This is a genomic window from Desulfofundulus luciae (assembly GCF_030813795.1).
Lineage (GTDB): Bacteria > Bacillota > Desulfotomaculia > Desulfotomaculales > Desulfovirgulaceae > Desulfofundulus > Desulfofundulus luciae.
The window spans coordinates 51,035-67,331 of the sequence record NZ_JAUSUX010000012.1; the positions used below are offsets into that span (position 1 = coordinate 51,035).

General features: G+C 53.5%; 19 protein-coding genes and 1 other RNA gene. 9 read left to right on the top strand and 11 right to left on the bottom strand.

Annotated features, from left to right (window positions below; all coding sequences use genetic code 11):
• Positions 1-84 precede the first annotated feature (84 nt).
• The 6 genes from J2Z49_RS08750 to J2Z49_RS08775 all read left to right on the top strand — a co-directional run bounded on the left by J2Z49_RS08750 (position 85) and on the right by J2Z49_RS08775 (position 3,911).
• Positions 85-717, top strand: a complete 633-nt coding sequence (locus tag J2Z49_RS08750) for a GNAT family N-acetyltransferase (protein WP_307402191.1) — start codon at positions 85-87, stop codon at positions 715-717.
• A gap of 330 nt (positions 718-1,047) precedes the next feature.
• Positions 1,048-1,575 (top strand): gamma carbonic anhydrase family protein, encoded by a 528-nt coding sequence (locus tag J2Z49_RS08755; protein ID WP_307402193.1) that lies wholly within the window; start codon positions 1,048-1,050, stop codon positions 1,573-1,575.
• Positions 1,576-1,709: 134 nt separating this feature from the next.
• Positions 1,710-2,300, top strand: a complete 591-nt coding sequence (locus J2Z49_RS08760; RefSeq protein ID WP_307402196.1) for a hypothetical protein — start codon at positions 1,710-1,712, stop codon at positions 2,298-2,300.
• Positions 2,301-2,303: 3 nt separating this feature from the next.
• Positions 2,304-3,146 carry a sensor histidine kinase gene (locus J2Z49_RS08765; RefSeq protein ID WP_307402198.1) on the top strand — a complete coding sequence of 281 codons (843 nt, stop codon included), beginning with the start codon at positions 2,304-2,306 and terminating at the stop codon, positions 3,144-3,146.
• Complete coding sequence (locus J2Z49_RS08770) at positions 3,146-3,793, top strand: accessory gene regulator ArgB-like protein (RefSeq protein ID WP_307402199.1); 648 nt, start codon at positions 3,146-3,148, stop codon at positions 3,791-3,793. The genes J2Z49_RS08765 and J2Z49_RS08770 overlap by 1 nt, the downstream gene beginning before the upstream one ends.
• Positions 3,783-3,911 (top strand): cyclic lactone autoinducer peptide, encoded by a 129-nt coding sequence (locus tag J2Z49_RS08775; RefSeq protein WP_307402202.1) that lies wholly within the window; start codon positions 3,783-3,785, stop codon positions 3,909-3,911. Before J2Z49_RS08770 ends, J2Z49_RS08775 begins: the two co-directional genes overlap by 11 nt.
• Positions 3,912-4,076: 165 nt before the next feature.
• Here J2Z49_RS08775 and J2Z49_RS08780 read toward each other — a convergent pair whose 3' ends face one another.
• Together J2Z49_RS08780 and J2Z49_RS08785 are read right to left on the bottom strand one after the other, a co-directional pair.
• A complete protein-coding gene (locus J2Z49_RS08780) occupies positions 4,077-5,633 on the bottom strand; it encodes a helicase-related protein (RefSeq protein WP_307402205.1) in 1,557 nt (518 codons plus the stop codon).
• 13 nt (positions 5,634-5,646) lie between these two features.
• Positions 5,647-6,420: a DEAD/DEAH box helicase gene (locus J2Z49_RS08785; protein WP_307402207.1), complete on the bottom strand. Its 774-nt coding sequence runs from the start codon at positions 6,418-6,420 to the stop codon at positions 5,647-5,649.
• Between the two features lie 145 nt (positions 6,421-6,565).
• On the opposite strand from J2Z49_RS08785, the gene J2Z49_RS08790 reads away from it, so the two are divergent.
• The 3 genes from J2Z49_RS08790 to J2Z49_RS08800 all read left to right on the top strand — a co-directional run bounded on the left by J2Z49_RS08790 (position 6,566) and on the right by J2Z49_RS08800 (position 9,104).
• Complete coding sequence (locus tag J2Z49_RS08790; protein ID WP_307402211.1) at positions 6,566-6,772, top strand: hypothetical protein; 207 nt, start codon at positions 6,566-6,568, stop codon at positions 6,770-6,772.
• Between the two features lie 115 nt (positions 6,773-6,887).
• Positions 6,888-7,985, top strand: coding sequence for a mannosyltransferase family protein (locus J2Z49_RS08795; RefSeq protein WP_307402214.1), 1,098 nt, complete (start codon positions 6,888-6,890; stop codon positions 7,983-7,985).
• Positions 7,986-8,003: 18 nt separating this feature from the next.
• Complete coding sequence (locus tag J2Z49_RS08800) at positions 8,004-9,104, top strand: glycosyltransferase (RefSeq protein WP_307402217.1); 1,101 nt, start codon at positions 8,004-8,006, stop codon at positions 9,102-9,104.
• A gap of 104 nt (positions 9,105-9,208) precedes the next feature.
• Here J2Z49_RS08800 and rnpB read toward each other — a convergent pair.
• From rnpB to kamA, 9 genes are all read right to left on the bottom strand, one after another.
• Positions 9,209-9,645, bottom strand: an RNA gene (gene rnpB / locus J2Z49_RS08805) — RNase P RNA component class A.
• Positions 9,646-9,732: 87 nt separating this feature from the next.
• Complete coding sequence (locus tag J2Z49_RS08810; RefSeq protein WP_307402219.1) at positions 9,733-10,137, bottom strand: hypothetical protein; 405 nt, start codon at positions 10,135-10,137, stop codon at positions 9,733-9,735.
• A 390-nt stretch (positions 10,138-10,527) separates the two neighbouring features.
• The gene (locus tag J2Z49_RS08815) at positions 10,528-11,046 is read right to left on the bottom strand and encodes a hypothetical protein (protein WP_307402222.1); all 519 of its coding nucleotides are present in this window, start codon (positions 11,044-11,046) and stop codon (positions 10,528-10,530) included.
• Positions 11,043-11,369 carry a YtrH family sporulation protein gene (locus tag J2Z49_RS08820; RefSeq protein ID WP_013823627.1) on the bottom strand — a complete coding sequence of 109 codons (327 nt, stop codon included), beginning with the start codon at positions 11,367-11,369 and terminating at the stop codon, positions 11,043-11,045. The genes J2Z49_RS08815 and J2Z49_RS08820 overlap by 4 nt, the downstream gene beginning before the upstream one ends.
• A gap of 224 nt (positions 11,370-11,593) precedes the next feature.
• Positions 11,594-12,373, bottom strand: a complete 780-nt coding sequence (locus J2Z49_RS08825; protein WP_307402280.1) for an amino acid ABC transporter ATP-binding protein — start codon at positions 12,371-12,373, stop codon at positions 11,594-11,596.
• Between the two features lie 19 nt (positions 12,374-12,392).
• A complete protein-coding gene (locus J2Z49_RS08830) occupies positions 12,393-13,043 on the bottom strand; it encodes an amino acid ABC transporter permease (RefSeq protein ID WP_307402225.1) in 651 nt (216 codons plus the stop codon).
• A gap of 119 nt (positions 13,044-13,162) precedes the next feature.
• Complete coding sequence (locus tag J2Z49_RS08835; protein ID WP_307402228.1) at positions 13,163-13,927, bottom strand: ABC transporter substrate-binding protein; 765 nt, start codon at positions 13,925-13,927, stop codon at positions 13,163-13,165.
• Between the two features lie 28 nt (positions 13,928-13,955).
• Positions 13,956-14,756 (bottom strand): putative beta-lysine N-acetyltransferase, encoded by an 801-nt coding sequence (gene ablB / locus J2Z49_RS08840; RefSeq protein WP_307402230.1) that lies wholly within the window; start codon positions 14,754-14,756, stop codon positions 13,956-13,958.
• 43 nt (positions 14,757-14,799) lie between these two features.
• Positions 14,800-16,029 carry a lysine 2,3-aminomutase gene (kamA, locus tag J2Z49_RS08845; RefSeq protein WP_307402232.1) on the bottom strand — a complete coding sequence of 410 codons (1,230 nt, stop codon included), beginning with the start codon at positions 16,027-16,029 and terminating at the stop codon, positions 14,800-14,802.
• Positions 16,030-16,297 lie beyond the last annotated feature (268 nt).

A 16,297-nucleotide genomic window follows, 5' to 3' on the forward strand; every position in this document is an offset into this window, starting at 1 on the left:
TTTTTGGGGATTTTATCAGAATATTTTTATAATCAGATCAGCTTTACTCAGCGAGGTAATATCAAGAAAGATCGGTGGGTGACCATGTTAACTGCTAGCGCCAAAACAACCGAAATAAAACAGTTAACCACACCACAGGGCATGGTATTCATTGAAGGGCCTGTCAGCAAAGAGTACCTTGCTACCCTTACTATGAACGAACGGTTGCGCAACTTCCGCAGCCCCGCACGGCAAAAAGAGGCTTTAATGATTGCCGCCGGTGACCCGGAAGGACTGGTGTATATTGCCCGGCACGGGCAAGAAATCATTGGGTATGTACTCTTTCACAAACCCAGCAAATATACCCGTTGGAGCAGGCATCCCCGCCTGCTGGAACTGGGAGCCATTGAAGTCAGCCGGAGCTGGCAACGTCTGGGCATAGCAAAAGAATTGCTACAACAGGCCTTCAAGAACGAGATGCTGGAGGATTACGTGGTCATCACCACCGAATTCTACTGGCACTGGGATCTGCAGGGAAGCGGACTGGACGTCTTTGGCTACCAGCGCATGCTGACCCGGCTTTTCGGAAGCGCAGGCTTCAAAAGGCGGGGAACAGACGATCCGGAAATCCTGGAACATCCGGCCAACATGTTGATGGTACGCTTCGGCAAGAGGGTAAGCAAAACGCATATTAAAGCTTTTGAAGATCTCACCTATCAGAATTCGCTGGTTGATTAGTACCACACCGCACAGGAGAACGGTACGGGAGTCAGCGCTACCTTAAGACTTGTATTTAACTTTTTTCTTGACACAGGAAAGAGTATGATATATATTCAATAGTGAAAGTTTCACAACCATAAACCCAACCGCCTCTCCTTTCCCCATCAAAAGCCCTTAGCAATAAGGGCACTTTTTTTGGGGCTTTATACACGACAGTGCTTACATGCCCTTTCGGCTCAGCTTTTTAAAAATGGCTCCCAAAATGGCTCCCCAAAGGCAGAATCTTAAACCGGTTGCCTTTCCCAGGAGGGGTGAGGTATAGTTTTTATAAAAAAGGGAGGACGAACTATGGGCATTTATGAGTTCGAAGGCCATAAGCCGCAGTTAGCAAAAGATGTTTTTATTGCCCCGGGGGCGATGGTGGTTGGCCGGGTGGAAATCGGACGGGGCAGCAGTGTCTGGTTTAATACGGTTATCCGCGGTGATGTGGATGAGGTCAAAATAGGTGAGGAAACAAACATTCAGGACGGCTGTCTATTGCATGAGGATCCCGGCTATCCCCTAAAAATCGGAAACCGGGTTACGGTAGGCCACGGCGCCATTCTCCACGGGTGCACCATTGAAGACGGCTCACTTATCGGCATGGGAGCTATCGTCCTTAACGGTGCCCGCGTGGGCCAGGGGGCCGTGGTGGGTGCCGGGACCCTGGTGGTGGAAGGACAGGAAATTCCCCCGGGGCACCTGGCGCTGGGTTCTCCGGCCCGGGTAGTTCGACAGCTTTCGGCACAAGAAACGGAAAAATTTCAAAAACTGGTCGTTAATTATCGACGGCTGGCACAGCAATACCGATCTGCAATGTTTTCCCCTTCCTTTTAAGGCAAAGCCCCCGGCAAGGGACTTCCTGATTTCCACGAAAAGTGGAGCCCAGAAAAATTTTCTATGGAAAATTTTCTTAGAAAAGAAGGAGATTTTTTGTTTCTGCAGAAATATATGCCAAAGAATGGCTTTTAATGGAAGCTCTTGCATCAGGGACGGGGAAATTGCAGGATGGGTGGCTGAAACCCGTGATGAGTATTATACCGACAATCTTAAATGGAGAGACAAGAATGGATAAAATGCCCCTGCTTGCTTTGATTTTTCAGTCTATTCCGGAGAGTGTCATCATCCTGGCCCTGGGTTTAACCCTTATGGGTATAGAGCTTAAATGGCAGCGGATTATTCCGGCAGCAGTACTTTCTTCACTGTGTTCATACTTTGTACGTGAACTGCCCATACCCTATGGAGTACATACCTTAATTGGGATTGTCGTAATCGCTGTTCTTGTGATTATGTTTTTCAAAACTCCAGTTCCTGTGGCCATCAGTGTGGCCATGATCGGAATAGTTACCCTGATAACAGTGGAAATACTTATATGGCCTGTAATAATTTTGCTTACAGGAAAAACAATGCCTCAAATTTGGCACTCTCAGACTCTTCGTATTTTATTAGCCATCCCCGAACTAATTTTGCTGGCTTTAATCACCTTTTGGTGTATAAGAAAAAAGGTTACATTACGCTCACCAGGCATTTACAACCAAACAAAAGACCGGGAGCAGGATTAACTGATGAGTACGCTATCATTTCCCAACTACCTAATAGTAGTTTTCAGTTTGGGACAGGCATTAATAATCTCCCTGTTTACTCAATACCTGGCTTTCATCAATGCCTCCATTCCACTAGCCTGGGTTACAATAGTGGACATAGTAGTTTTCGGCAACGTTGCTCTGGGATTTATTTTGCTGCGGAAGCTGCTTGTTTTGGAAGAACAGGGCAATTTAATACGCCAGCAGGCCAAACACATCCAGGACCTGGAGGAAATGATCCGCAACATCCGGGCCCAGCGCCACGACTTCATCAGCCACCTGCAGGCCGTGTACGGCATGCTGCAGATGGGCAAGCTGGAAAGCGCCCGGGAGTACCTGGCCGAGGTGACGGGGGACATCCGCATCTTGTCCCAGACCCTGCGGCTGAAGCAGCCCGAGGTGGCCGCCCTGGTCCAGCAAAAGGCGGCCCTGGCGGCCAGCCGCAACATCAGCTTCGGCCTGGTCATTGAAACCGACCTGGGCAAGCTGACCATGCGCCCCCACAATCTGAACCGGATACTGGGCAACCTTCTGGACAACGCCATGGAAGCGGTGATGTTTTTAGCGACGAAAGACCGTTACGTCAGGCTGGAAATAAGAGAAGACGAACAAAGCTATATCCTCGCGGTAGGCAACTCCGGCCCGGAAATAAAAGAGGATATAAGGGGAAAGATTTTTGAGCCTGGCTTTTCCACCAAGGGGGAAAACCGGGGCCTGGGGCTGGCCATTGTACGGGAGATAGTGGAACAGCACGGCGGACAGGTGCGGCTAACCTCCCCGCCCACCATCTTTACAGTAACCCTACCCAAGGCAGGTGGAGAGTGATGATCCATAACCTGGCCCAGAGGATCGCCTCCTGGCTGGGCAAAGAACTGCAGCAGGAGGAGCGGGCGGCGGTGATGGCCTACGGCCTGGAACTCCTCCTGGGCGCAGTGGTGAAACTGGTATGCTTTGTGACGATACCCTTGCTTTTGGGCATTTTCCCCCAGGTGATTGCGGCGCTACTGGCCAGTGTGGTCTTCCGCCTGGCCGCCGGGGGGGCCCACTGCACCGCCTATTACCGCTGCCTGATCGGCTCCCTAACCACCTTCACAGGCCTGGGTTTTCTGGCCCGCTGGCTGGGCGAAATTGACGCCCCCGGTACGGAAATGGCCCTGGTTGCGGCATTTTTCGCCGTTACAGTTGCTCTAATCTGGGCGCCGGCGGACACCCCGGCCAAGCCAATCACCCGGGAGGGCCATCGCCGGGCGCTGAAAATAATCTCCCTGCTGGTACCCCTGTGCTACCTGGCCCTGGTCTGGTTCTTCCCCCTGCGGGGGGACCTGGTAACCGCCAGCACCCTGGGCCTGGCCTTTCAAGCCTTTACCGTCACCCCGGCCGGCTACCGCTTCGTGGAATGGCTGGACGTTCTCCTGGGCCGGCTGCACTCCATACCCATACCCGGCAAAGGAGGTGTGAAGAATGCGGTTTAAGCAGTGGTTTTTAGGGCTTGTTGCCACCGTGGCTATGGTGGTGGCCGCCACGGGTATTTATCCGGCCAGTTGGGGCTTGTTGTACCAGCCGGAAGTACCCGCCGAGCTGCGCAAGTAAGGTCAAGCAAAAGTCAACAAAACTAGAGGGAAAAATCTTGCTGCTGGAGTGCCAGCGGTAGTCTTGTGTGTAATTTCCTTGTGGACATAATCCTTAAAACATCAGCTTCGTACATAACTTCTTATCAACAGCATAGTGCATGCGGGCTAAAGGCCCGCTTTTTCTTTACACCCCCACCACGGCCACCTCGTCCCGGTCCAGCCGCCGGCGCAGTTCCCTGGCCAGCCGGGCCAGGGCGCGGTCTTCCCCGGCGGCCCTTTCAATCTGGCGCAGCAGGTCAATTTCCCGGCGCAGGATCGAAAAGATATCCCCTTCCTGGAGGTTGGTCATGCCCAAAAGCTGTTCAAAGGAAGCCCCCTCATACCAGGCTGCGGCCAGGGCGGCGGGCAGGGGCGACCAGACACAAAAGTACTCCGGTACCCCGCTCTGGAGCAAAAAGCGGCGCAGTTCTTCCACCCTATCCAGGGAGAAGGGTGGTGGAGTTACCTGTTCATCCCGCCCGGGCTGGTAGTCCACCCCGGCCAGGATGGCGGTCGCCTCGGCGGGAGGGGATTCCAGGATAATACCTGAGAAAACCAGCTCGGTAACCAGTATTTCCTGCACGTGCACGTAAAGGGCAAATTTCCCCCGGGGTAAAAGCTCCCGGCCCTGCACATAACCCAGTTTTTCCAGGAGGCTCCACACATTCTCAAACTCCCGGACGTAATCCCGGGAGTGTTTTTCCAGTTGCTTCAAACGCTTGTGCAGCAGGTGGATTCTTTCTTCCAGCCGGCGCGCTTTTTTAGCCGCGTCCAGGCAGACCTTGTAGCGGCACTTTTTACGTCCCTTTTGCAACAGGATTTGAATCTCCTGCAGCCGCAGCTTGCTGTCCGCGCGATTGCGGTGCTTGCTTTTCTTAAGCTGGTTCAGCTCCTTACGCAGTTTGACCCGGTAAAGTTCGCAGCAAGGCTGGCCCCGGTCGGAGCAAAAACACCGGGCCAGTTCCGCCGCCTTTTCTTCCAGCCTTTGTACTTCCTGGCGAAGCTGACGGCTTTCTTTATTACTTTGATAGACGGATAAGTTTTTTTCCAGCAGGCGGCGGATCTCTGCATCGGTTTTCCAGTGCAAAAGGCTCAGGACCGTATTTGGCGAAATGGTGAGCCTGCCCCGGACCGGTTCCACCTCGTCCTCCCGGTAAAAGCCGGTTTGTTCGGGGAAACGCTCGTCTATGCGCACGAAAACCCGCCCCACCGGGTCATACCCGCGCCGGCCCGCCCGGCCGGCCATCTGGAAAAATTCCCGGTTTAAAAGGGGACGAAACTCCTGGCCGTCCCACTTGCGGCAGGCGTCAAAAACCGTACTGGCAGCGGGAAAGTTAACCCCTACGGCAAAGGTTTCCGTACAGAAAAGGACATAAACCAGCCGGGATTCATACAGTCTTTCCACCAGATCCTTGAGCAGCGGCGACAGGCCGGCATGGTGGTAGCCAATGCCCTGAAGCAGCAAGCGGCGCAGGTTCTGGCGCCGGGGACCGAAAAGGCCGGGGTTATTCTCTTCCGCTTCCTGGATCATCCACCGGACGGAACGCTTCTCCCCGGGAGTAAGGAAATCCCACTCCCGGCCCAGTTCTTCCGCCAGCAACTCGGTCCGTCCGCGGCTAAAGGCAAAATAAAGGGCCGGCAGGTGGTCCTGAATGGCTTCGATCACTTCAACACAGGTTGGACTGGAAAATATGGCGGCCAAGGTCATAACACCTCTAATAATCTAGTTCCTCCTGCCCGGCGGCCATCATATCGTTCCAGCGGTGACGGCGCCAGCGGCGGATTTCCTGCCTTTCGGCAATTTCCTCCCGGGCCTCTTCCTCATCCAGCACATCTCCCCCGGGGGCAATCCAGGAGATTTCCAGGGGAACGGCCCGGCACCGTTCTTCGATTACTTTCACCACTTCCCCCCGCACCTCGGCCATCCAGGAGGAAATTTCCTGGATATTGGGTACGGTAGCGGAGAGGCCTAAAATCTTCATGTGGGGCGGGGCGAAGATGATGCTTTCCTCCCAGGCCGTACCCCGTTCCGGGTCGTCCAGGTAGTGCATCTCGTCAAAAATGACGTGGGAGGTGTGCTCCAGTTCCCCGGGATTGGCAAAACACCAGTTACGGAAAATTTCCGTGGTCATTACCAGCAAGGGAGCCTTTTCGTTAATGGAAAGGTCCCCCGTAATTAACCCTACCCGCTCCGGGCCGAAAAGCCGCCCGAAGTCCCGGTATTTCTGGTTGGACAGGGCTTTAATGGGCGACGTATACACCGCTCCCTTGCCTGCGGCCAGTATATGTTCCAGCAGTTTTTCGGCAATCAGGGTCTTACCGGTTCCCGTTGGTGCGGCTACCAGGACGGTATATCCGTCCAGCAACGCGGCAATTGCTTCTTCCTGAAAGCGATCGAGCTTTAACGGTGCCGCCGGTAAAACAATCTTTGACCGGCGGCGCCGTGGCCGGCGTTTACCCCGGGCACCGGTTTCTTTTTTCTGTACCAATGGTGATTAAACCATCCTTTCTTTTTTGCTTTGCTCTCTCTATGGCCATTATACACCATTTGCTATGGTAACATAAACGTTTTAAATTTACTGTTCCCGGTATTCACGGTATAATAGAAAAAATGTCTGTTAGGAGTGGTATCCCGTGAGCAAAAAAGCCCCGGTGGACTACCGGGTAAATCATCTTCCGGACGGGCGCATTACCGGCGTGGAGGTTACCTGCTGCGGCCGGCACATTGGTGAGATGCGCTTTGTGGACGAGCAGTCTATTAGCTGTCCCCAGTGCGGTGCGCGCCATGTTCTGCGCATCCAGCATAACCACTTCCATCTCCGCCAATACAGGGATGAATAAACAACGCTAAATATATTACGGGCGAGATCAGGATGACTTCAGGATCTCGCTTTTTATTTTTAACCGGGCCAGTGAATAAATAGAAACTCAAAAGTAAAACTTATGGGGTGTGGTTATGTTCCGGCGGCTGTTTTCTCTATTTAATTTAGATATAGTTACTATCTACCTGGCCCACCAACTGTTAATAGTGCTGGCCGGGTATTTTGCCGTTATTTTTTTCCCGGGCCATTATGATCCCAGGCAGTTTTTTGCCCTTGTGGGCCAGGGGCTCAACCGCTGGGATGCGGGCTGGTACCTGAGAATAGCCCAGGAGGGTTATAACCAAAAGTCCGCTGCCTTCTTCCCCCTTTACCCCTTGCTCATTCACCTGCTCAGCCGGCTGGGTGTGGGCCCGGCAGCGGCCGGAATCTTCATATCCAACCTTTCCCTGGCCGGTATCCTGGCCATTTTTTACCGGCTGGCCAGCATGGACTATGACCCGCACACATCCCGGCGGGCCACATGGTACCTGGCCCTGTTTCCCACCGCCTTTTACCTGTCCGCCATTTATACCGAATCCCTTTACCTCTTGCTTGTACTGATGACCTTTTATTTTTTCCGCCAGAGACGGTGGCTTCCGGCTGGCCTTTGCGGCATGCTGGCCGCATCCACGCGAAACATGGGGGTCTTTTTACTTTTTCCCGGGCTGTGGGAATACTGGCGTGCGACGAAAGGGAAAATAAGCAAGGACATTGTTTTTCTAGCCCTGATCCCTGCGGGCTTGCTGTTTTTCATGATTTTCCTGCAGGCAGAACTGGGCAACCCCCTGGCCTTTGTTGAGGCCCAGCAATTCTGGCACCGCTCCTTTAGCTGGCCCTGGGTGAGTCTGGAACAGGCTACGGTGCTCCTGTGGGAAAACCGGCGCTTTAGCCGCCAGTTGCTGGACATCTCCTTCACCCTGGTGGGATTGGCGTCGTTTTTCCTTTCCCTGGGTAAAGAACGCCCATCCTACACATTGTTTGCGTTGATTGGGCTTTTGGTACCGCTTTTCTCTCCGGCACCTCACGCACCGCTATTGAGCATGCCGCGATTTGTAATGGTATTATTTCCGATTTACCTGACCCTGGCCCGACTGGTCAAGGAAGGACGGGGGCACAATTTCATTCTTGCCCTAACCTCATCCCTGTTCTTCTTTCTCTACTTGCTTTTTGCCCGCGGGTATTGGGTCGCTTAAAACAGGGAGGTAACGCCTTTGCTTACGGTAATCATCCCTACTTACAACGAAGAACATAATATCATCCCCCTGACCAAACGCATTTGCCGGTCACTGAAAGGAAAAGAATTTGAAATCCTGTTTGTGGACGATAGTACCGACGGCACGACTAAAGTACTGGAAGAATTAAGCCATAACAACCCCAACGTCAGGTTCATCCACCGGCACAACCAGCGGGGTCTGGCCACGGCTGTGGTGGAGGGGTTCAGGACGGCCAGGGGCGACGTGCTGGCGGTAATGGACGCGGATCTCCAGCACCCGCCGGAGGTCCTCCCCCGCCTGTTGGAAAGCATCGAAAAGGGGAACGATCTGGTCATTGCTTCCCGTTTTGTGCCCGGGGGTGAAGACGGCGGCTTAACCCCCTTAAGGAGAGCGATTTCCCTGACCGCCCGCCTGATTGGCCGCCTGGCCCTGAAAAAGGTACGTCCGATCAATGATCCCTTGAGCGGGTTTTTTATGCTAAAAAAAGAGGTAATTGAAGAAGTAAAACTCTCACCCCTGGGATGGAAGATTCTCATGGAAGTGCTGGTGCGCGGGCGTTACCACCGGCTGGCCGAAGTTTCCTATGTATTTGAGCGCCGCCGGGGTGATCACTCCAAAATGAGTTTAACCGAACAGGTCAATTACCTGCGTCACCTGGTACGACTGGTTTTAAGCAGCCCCGAAGACCTGCGTTTCTGGAAGTTTTGCCTCGTGGGAACAACAGGAGTCGCGGTAAATATGTTCTTCTTCCTGCTCTTTACCCGCCTGTTTTCTCTGGATGTGGTACTTTCCGCCCTGCTGGCCACCAGCCTGGCCATATTCGGCAATTTCCTGCTGAACGACCTTTTTACCTGGACGCAGCAAAAGGAGGACCACCTGCTGGGCCGGGCGGTAAAATTTTACCTTTGCTCCGGTGCGGGTATGGTGATTAATGTAGCGGTTTTAAGCGCCTTACACTGCTACCTCCGCATACCGGCCATCCTGGCCAACGGGGCAGGCATTCTCGCTTCCACGGCATGGAATTATTATGCCAACAACCGGTGGACCTGGGCAAGCACCACTTCCCGGCTGGCCAACGAAAACCCCGATTCACAATAGAAAATACCTGGCAGGGTTTAACACGGGTATATTAAGCCGGGAAAAGGCTGCGGAAATAACGAAACCGGACCGTTCTTGAAGAACAGTCCGGTCTTTCTGTTTATGCTGTGAGCAAACCTGTAAGCCGAGTTCTGTCTTGGGTGATCATCTATCTGGGACGCCAGTTGCCTGACGCCTCTAGCGACCTTTACCCGGGGACGGAGCGGGCCACTCCCTTGTCCCCCTATTCGGTCTTGCTCCAGGTGGGGTTTACCTAGCCGGCCCGTCGCCGTGGCCGCTGGTGCGCTCTTACCGCACCGTTCCACCCTTGCCCAGCACTCAGCCCAACAGTTGTAGGTGTTTTACCTTGCAGTTATCCGTCCATTCCCTGTAATGAAGCATCCTTCTTATTAAACTGCTGGGCTGAGTACTGGGCGGTCTACATTTCTGTGGCACTTTCCTTGGGGTCGCCCCCACTGGGTGTTACCCAGCACCCTGCCCTGTGGAGCTCGGACTTTCCTCAGGTGCCCCCGCGGGCACCCGCGACCACCCGGTTTACTCACAGCAACTCGTTTCTGTATAGATTATAGCACATGCAAACTGAATTTGCAAATTTCGTGCTCTGGGGCATAGCGTTGTACAACAGTGCTTAAGATGATCCTTCTTGTTGCTCCATCTGACGCAACCGGTCCAGCTTCTCTTCCAGTTCTTCAAGCTGCTCCACCATTTCCGCTTTCACCGAATGGGCCGGCCAGCGCCTTTTGAGTTCGGCAATTTCTTCCTCCAGGCGGGCAATTTCCCCCTTCAAGTCTTTGTATTCAATGTTTTCCGCAGGTTGTGGAAACTTAAAACTATTTTCCTCCCGGCAGGCACTAACATACCAGGGCATCTTCAATCCCTGACAGCCGTCACATTTCGTTAAGTCATAGAAGGTCTCCCGGTGGGTAATGGTGGCGCCCTCCGCCGCCTTCCCCAGTCCGGAAAGCACCAGACCGGAAGCCACGCCTGCCGCCAGGGTGCGCTTGATAAAATCCTGCCGTGATAACAAGGACATCTGTTACCCCCCTTTAAGTTTGTGCACAACCGGGTTTTATTCCAGTCCGGAGCTTGAAGTAAGACCAACGATTCCGCCCGGCAAATATGCATCCAAAGAAAACAGACACCGGTTTGTTTCTACGGGTACCCGTAAGGGTATATGTGATTATAGATTAGCATTCGACATCCGCTCTGTCAATACTCTTTTAGGGGTATTTAGGACACCATGATAAGTGAACCTCCCCCGGGACAATCCCGGGGGCTTCGTCCCGAAGGTTTCTCATGTCACCGGAAAGCCGCCTGCAAAATCGCAGGTTTTACATTATACTACGGGAGCAAATGTTTGGTTATGTTTTTATCGCCCTATCGGGCGATGCCCCGCTCGATCCACCCCACAAGGGGGTGGGTTTCAGGGGCGGTCTCTATAAATTCCCCTATTGGGGGACATGCCGGGAGCAGAGGCGTTCTTATGGGGCAACGCTTCCAGGTAAATAATGGTCCGCTCGGCCACCACCACCAGTTTTACCTCCAGGACATACTTTCTCCCGTCCACATCCACCTGGCGCCGGTCCACCACCCGGGGGATCAGCAGGTGGTCCAGGCGGCTCACCTCCTGCCCCAGTAAAGGATGCAGCCATTCCCGTACGTGATTTTCGATAACCAGGTGGGCCCGGGCCTGATCCAACCCGGGTATCTCCTTTTCCTGGACCAGAGTAACGTTAACCTCCAGGGCGGTAATGGTTTGAGGCCGGTGGCCGGCCAAATTTTCCTTCACCTGCTGCAGCTCCCTTTCCGTAGCCACCAGTTCTTCCTTTAACTCGTTGTTGGCCAGGGTCAGCCGGTCCACCTGCTGTCCCAGCAGGGCATTGACCAGGGCACCACCTGAAAGCATGCCAATTAGCATGGCCGCCAGTAGGCGAGCTTTCATTTATTTCCTCCGCATAGGGCCAGGATCAGGTAGTGGGCCGTCTGGGTGCCGGCCAGAGCACTGACAATGTAAAAAAGCTGCTTGATCACCGCCCGGACCTCTCCCTGGAAAAGCCCGCTTTCTAAAATTTCAAAAGTAGAAAAGGTGCCCCCGATGGCGGCGGCTATGGCCCAGATTTTGATGTCCCGGGCCAGTTTAAGCATGGTGATCACCGGCGGTTCCCGAACCAGAACGGCAGCCAGGGATCCTACCAGGGATGCCCCCAGCAGAATGCCCAGCGCCGTAAAATAAATCAACACCATTTTATTGAGAAACGTCTCCATGCGGTTCACTCCCGGGACAAGTTTATAACAAAGGTATTTTGGGGGCAGGAAAGATATGACTGGTCAGGGATTTTTTAAAATAGTTAATTAAACAAAGAAAAACCCCCTTTCGCAAATTGGCCTGCAAAGGGAGTTTTTCTATGAAGGTGGTGGGTAATTAAGTGAAATTCCTGCAGTTTTTTAAAGGGATGGGGGCTAAAAGGCTTTAAGGAAACTGAAAAAGCTCAAGCGGAAGTGGCTGTAGCAGCCGGGGTCCAGCAGTCTTGAGCCGGACCAGATCCCCACAGAACCCTGCTCAAGAAATCCCTGGTGCGGCTCTTTTGTGGCCGGCTGAAAACCTGGGCCGGCTCACCTTCTTCCACAATGCGTCCCTCATCCATAAAGATCACCCGGTCTGCCACCTCCCGGGCAAAGCCCATTTCGTGGGTGACCACGATCATGGTCATGCCTTCCCCGGCCAGCTGTTTCATTACCGCCAGCACTTCCCCCACCAGCTCCGGGTCCAGGGCTGAAGTGGGCTCATCAAAAAGCATCAACCGGGGGTGCATGGCCAGGGCACGGGCAATGGCCACCCTCTGCTGCTGCCCGCCGGAAAGCTGACAGGGATAGGCGTCTACCTTATCGGCCAGCCCCACCTTGTGTAAGAGGGCCTGTGCTTCTTCTATGGCTTTTTCCCTGGGCACCTTTTTCACCATAACCGGTGCTTCGATAATATTTTCCAGCACGCTCATATGGGGAAAAAGGTTGAAATGCTGGAAGACCATGCCTACCTCCCGGCGCAAAAGATTGAGATCATCCCGCCGGGGGTCGATTACTTTCCCGTCAAATATGACCTGGCCCTGTTCTGGTACTTCCAGGAAATTTAAACAGCGCAGCAGCGTGCTTTTGCCGGAGCCGCTGGCCCCGATCACCACCGCCACCTCCCCCTCCCGCACCTCCAGGTTGACGTCCTTGAGGGCATGCAGGCGACCAAACCACTTATTGAGATTGCGCACCTTGACCAGGCTCATTTTCCCTTCCCCCTTAGCTTTCTATTTTCAAGCGGCGTTCCAGACGGTTGACCAGGAAGGTAAAGAGAACAACCAGGGCCAGGTAATACAGGCCGGCGATGGTGTAAAATTGCAGCTCCGCAAAGTGGGTGGAAGCCAATTGCATGGAAACACCAAACAACTCTTTCATAGTTACGAAGGCGGCCAGCGATGAATCCTTCAAACCGATAATAAACTGGTTACCCAAAGGAGGTACGACCCGCTTAAAGGCCTGGGGTAATATAACGCGGCGCATGGCCAGGCCGTAGCTCATGCCCAGGGAACGGGCGGCCTCCATTTGTCCCCGGTCAATGGATTGAATACCGCCGCGAAAAATCTCCGCAATGTAAGCGCCGTTATGCACGGCCAGGGCGATGGCCGCCGACCAGAAGCTGCCAAAGTCCACAATGGTAGCCAGGCCAAAATAAATGGCAAAGAGCTGTACAATAAGGGGTGTACCGCGAATGACGGTAATATACGTGTCGGCGATACAACGCCAGAATCTGCGCCCGGATATTTTCATGAGGGCAAACACCAGTCCAATAACCATGCCCATGGCCAGGGCGGTAGCGGTGAGTTCCACCGTAACCGCCGCCGCCCGGATAAAAAAGGGTATGGAAGTTACCAGGTAATGTAAGAAGTCCATTTCGCGTCCTCCCCGTAAAATGATGCCTATCCGGGCACGGCACCGGACCTAAAACAAACTGACGCTGCTCCTTAAAGGGCGACCGACGCCCCGTTTTATTACTGGTTTTGCGACAGTACCTAGTTACTAATATCGGTGCCGAAGTATTTCTTGCTGATGGCCAGGTAGGTCCCGTCGGCCTTGATTTCTTCCATGGCTTGATTTACCTTTTCCCGCAGCGGGTCGCCCTTGCGAAAGGCTATGCCCACGTTTTCAACAAAAAGCAGGTCCCCCACCGGCTTGATGTCCAGCTTTTGCTCGCGGGCGGCAATTGTACCTACAAACCGGTCGGTAATTACCGCCTCCACCCTTCCCCGGGCCAGATCCTGCAGGGCGGTCACATCACTGGTGTAGTTTTTAATGTTCCGGGTATATTTCCGGGCCTCCTGATCGTAAACACTGGAGATCAGCACGCCCACGGGCGTGTTGTCTTTTATGTCCTGGATATCCTTAATATGGGAATCGCCGCGCACAAAGAGTTGTGGTCCGGAAACGTAATAGGGATCGGAAAAGTCCACCTGCTTTTGCCTTTCCGGCGTGATGGTCATACTGCCCAGGATGGCATCGTACTTTTTCGCCTTTAAGCCGCTGATCAATCCTTCCCAGGGTGTGGCAATGGGCACGGGCTTCATGCCCATTTTTTCAGCCAGAGCCCGGCCAATTTCCACGTCAAACCCGGTGAGCTGGTTGTTTTCGTCGAAGTAGTTAAAAGGACGGTACTGCCCGGACATGGCGTAGGTAAAGGTCGGCTCCTGTTCCGTACCACCCCTGGAACTGCAGCCGGCCAGGATGGCCAGCGCAAAGACAAAACCCGGCAACAAAGAAAGCCCCTTATTTTTTCCCACTTTAAGTCCTCCTTTTTTCATCCAATTCCTACTCCACCGGCCTGACCCAGATATTCATGTTTTCAAACCCGCCATCAATGTGGCAGTTGTTGATGAGCGTGCCCCGGAAGACATAACCCAGGCGGTGAAGGACCAGGTTCATTCCGTAAGACGAGGCCCGGGCCAGGCTGTAAAGACAGTGAATATTGCGTTTAAGGCATTCTTTTTCGATGTGCAAAAGCAAAAGGCTATTTAAACCCATACCCCGGTAGGCGGGATCGGTGGCACAGTTGGTCAGTTCGGCCCTGCGGTGCTCCCATTGAATTTCGGCTGCCGCCACGCTCGCCAACCGGTCACCGTGATAAACAACCATGAAAAGATCTCCCTTTTTCATGGAGCAGGCCAGGTAAAAGGGATCACATACCGGCGTGGGGTAGCTGCGGAAAACCTTTTTGAACAACCTGGCCATGGGGAATATGTCATCCCCTCCCGCCTGGCGCAGGGTGAATCCCGGCGGCAAACTACCCCGCCAGTCCTTTTTGCAGGCCAGTATCTCCTGGAGCACTTTTTGTTCCTGGTTTAAAACCCTGGAGTCTCTCCGCTCTGCCCGGGGGAAGGCTGCCAGGAAATAGGCGTTCTCCCCTTGAAAATAACCATCGATCATACCTTCCACATGAAACCCGCCGCCCTGGATTTTGAGCAAATCCCCGGATTTGACCGGAAAGATAATTTTACCCATACCCCGCCTTAAAGCCAGCTTCTTAAGAAAGCTGCGCAATGCCGCCGGATTCCCCGCCTGATAATCAATTACCCAGATCCGTTCGCTGGTTTGGTCCAAACGGGCCGACACCCAAAAATCCGGTCCATAATGCCTGATCATCCGGCCACCCAAGTCAAGTACCCCCTTTGACCTGGGCCACCCTGCTCTCCTTGTTTGCCTGGAAGGTAACCGCCTTTCCCTGTAATAATCCGGCCACTCCCGCGCCCTTGCCGGCGTATCTCTTTTCCTCCCAGCCAGGTTCCGTGTAGACGTGGATGTTTCCTTCAAAGTTGCGCAGGACTATCTTTCCCTGCCCTTGGGATAAGACGTAGTTCGGCCCCAGGGGTATTTTGCCACCTCCTCCCGGAGCGTCAATGACAAAGGTGGGGACGGCCAGCCCGCTGGTATGACCGCGCAGACTTTCAATAATTTCTATCCCAGTGCTTACCGGCGTGCGGAAATGGCCTATTCCTTCGGAGAGATCGCACTGGTACAGGTAATAGGGGCGCACCCTGATTTGCAGCAACTTATGCACCAATTGGAGCATGACGTCCGGCCGGTCGTTTACTCCCCGTAAAAGTACCGACTGGTTGCCCAGGGGGATACCGGCACCGGCCAGGCGGGCACAGGCACTGGCTGCCTGGGGGGTTATTTCGCGGGGGTGATTGAAATGGGTATTAATCCACAGGGGGTGATATTTTTCCAGCATGGCACAGAGTTCCGGAGTTATGCGCTGGGGCAGAACCACGGGAGCACGGGTGCCAATGCGGATGATTTCCACGTGATGAATGGCCCGCAATTTGCGCAGAATGTATTCCAGTTGCTCATCCGTCAAGGTGAGAGGGTCCCCACCGGAAATCACTACGTCTCGAACGCGCGGATTGTTCTGGATATAGGCAATGGCCCTGTCGAGGTGGAATTTAGGCAAGGGCCGGTCCCGCTGGCCGGTCAGCCGCCGGCGGGTACAGTGCCGGCAGTACATAAAACAACAATCGGTGACCAAAAGGAGCACCCGGTCGGGGTAACGGTGCGTCAGTCCGGGCATCGGTGAATCGACTTCCTCATGAAGGGGGTCGCGCATATCCCCGGGCACCGTTTGCAGTTCTTCGGTTTGCGGTACGGCCTGGAGCCGTATGGGGCATTTATGATCGACCGGATCCATTAAGCCGGCATAGTAGGGTGTTATGGCCATGCGAAATTTTTTCAGGCAGGCTGCAATGTTCTTCATTTCACCGGCAGTAAGCTTAATAAACCGGGTCAGCTCATCCACGGTGGTAATGCGATGCTTCAGGTGCCAGCGCCAGTCGTTCCATTCCTCTTCAGTTACCTGCCACCTTTCCCGTAACTTTAACTGATTATTCATTAGACCACTCCCAAGAATTTTTCTAAAAGATACCTGACAACTTTATTGGTGTTTATAAGTTGTCATATTTTTTCTATTATAACACACATAATTGTGAGGTATACAATTCAATAATCCACCCATTTTTGCCGTCAGGCTGGATATGGCTTGATTAACAAGCCATAACCGGAAGATGCTTTTAAAAACACAAAAATCCGGCAACCATCTAGTCACCGGATTCTGGCCATATATTTAGTAGGCCGTAAATAATGTGCTCGTGGTTCAGAAA

Bases quoted from the DNA above. Each gene is read 5' to 3' on its own strand.
- J2Z49_RS08750 (WP_307402191.1), top strand. From the start codon at position 85: ATGTTAACTGCTAGCGCCAAAACAACCGAAATAAAACAGTTAACCACA.
- J2Z49_RS08755 (WP_307402193.1), top strand. From the start codon at position 1,048: ATGGGCATTTATGAGTTCGAAGGCCATAAGCCGCAGTTAGCAAAAGAT.
- J2Z49_RS08760 (WP_307402196.1), top strand. From the start codon at position 1,710: ATGGAAGCTCTTGCATCAGGGACGGGGAAATTGCAGGATGGGTGGCTG.
- J2Z49_RS08765 (WP_307402198.1), top strand. From the start codon at position 2,304: ATGAGTACGCTATCATTTCCCAACTACCTAATAGTAGTTTTCAGTTTG.
- J2Z49_RS08770 (WP_307402199.1), top strand. From the start codon at position 3,146: ATGATCCATAACCTGGCCCAGAGGATCGCCTCCTGGCTGGGCAAAGAA.
- J2Z49_RS08775 (WP_307402202.1), top strand. From the start codon at position 3,783: ATGCGGTTTAAGCAGTGGTTTTTAGGGCTTGTTGCCACCGTGGCTATG.
- J2Z49_RS08795 (WP_307402214.1), top strand. From the start codon at position 6,888: ATGTTCCGGCGGCTGTTTTCTCTATTTAATTTAGATATAGTTACTATC.
- J2Z49_RS08810 (WP_307402219.1), bottom strand. From the start codon at position 10,137: ATGTCCTTGTTATCACGGCAGGATTTTATCAAGCGCACCCTGGCGGCA.
- J2Z49_RS08815 (WP_307402222.1), bottom strand. From the start codon at position 11,046: ATGAAAGCTCGCCTACTGGCGGCCATGCTAATTGGCATGCTTTCAGGT.
- J2Z49_RS08820 (WP_013823627.1), bottom strand. From the start codon at position 11,369: ATGGAGACGTTTCTCAATAAAATGGTGTTGATTTATTTTACGGCGCTG.
- J2Z49_RS08830 (WP_307402225.1), bottom strand. From the start codon at position 13,043: ATGGACTTCTTACATTACCTGGTAACTTCCATACCCTTTTTTATCCGG.
- kamA (WP_307402232.1), bottom strand. From the start codon at position 16,029: ATGAATAATCAGTTAAAGTTACGGGAAAGGTGGCAGGTAACTGAAGAG.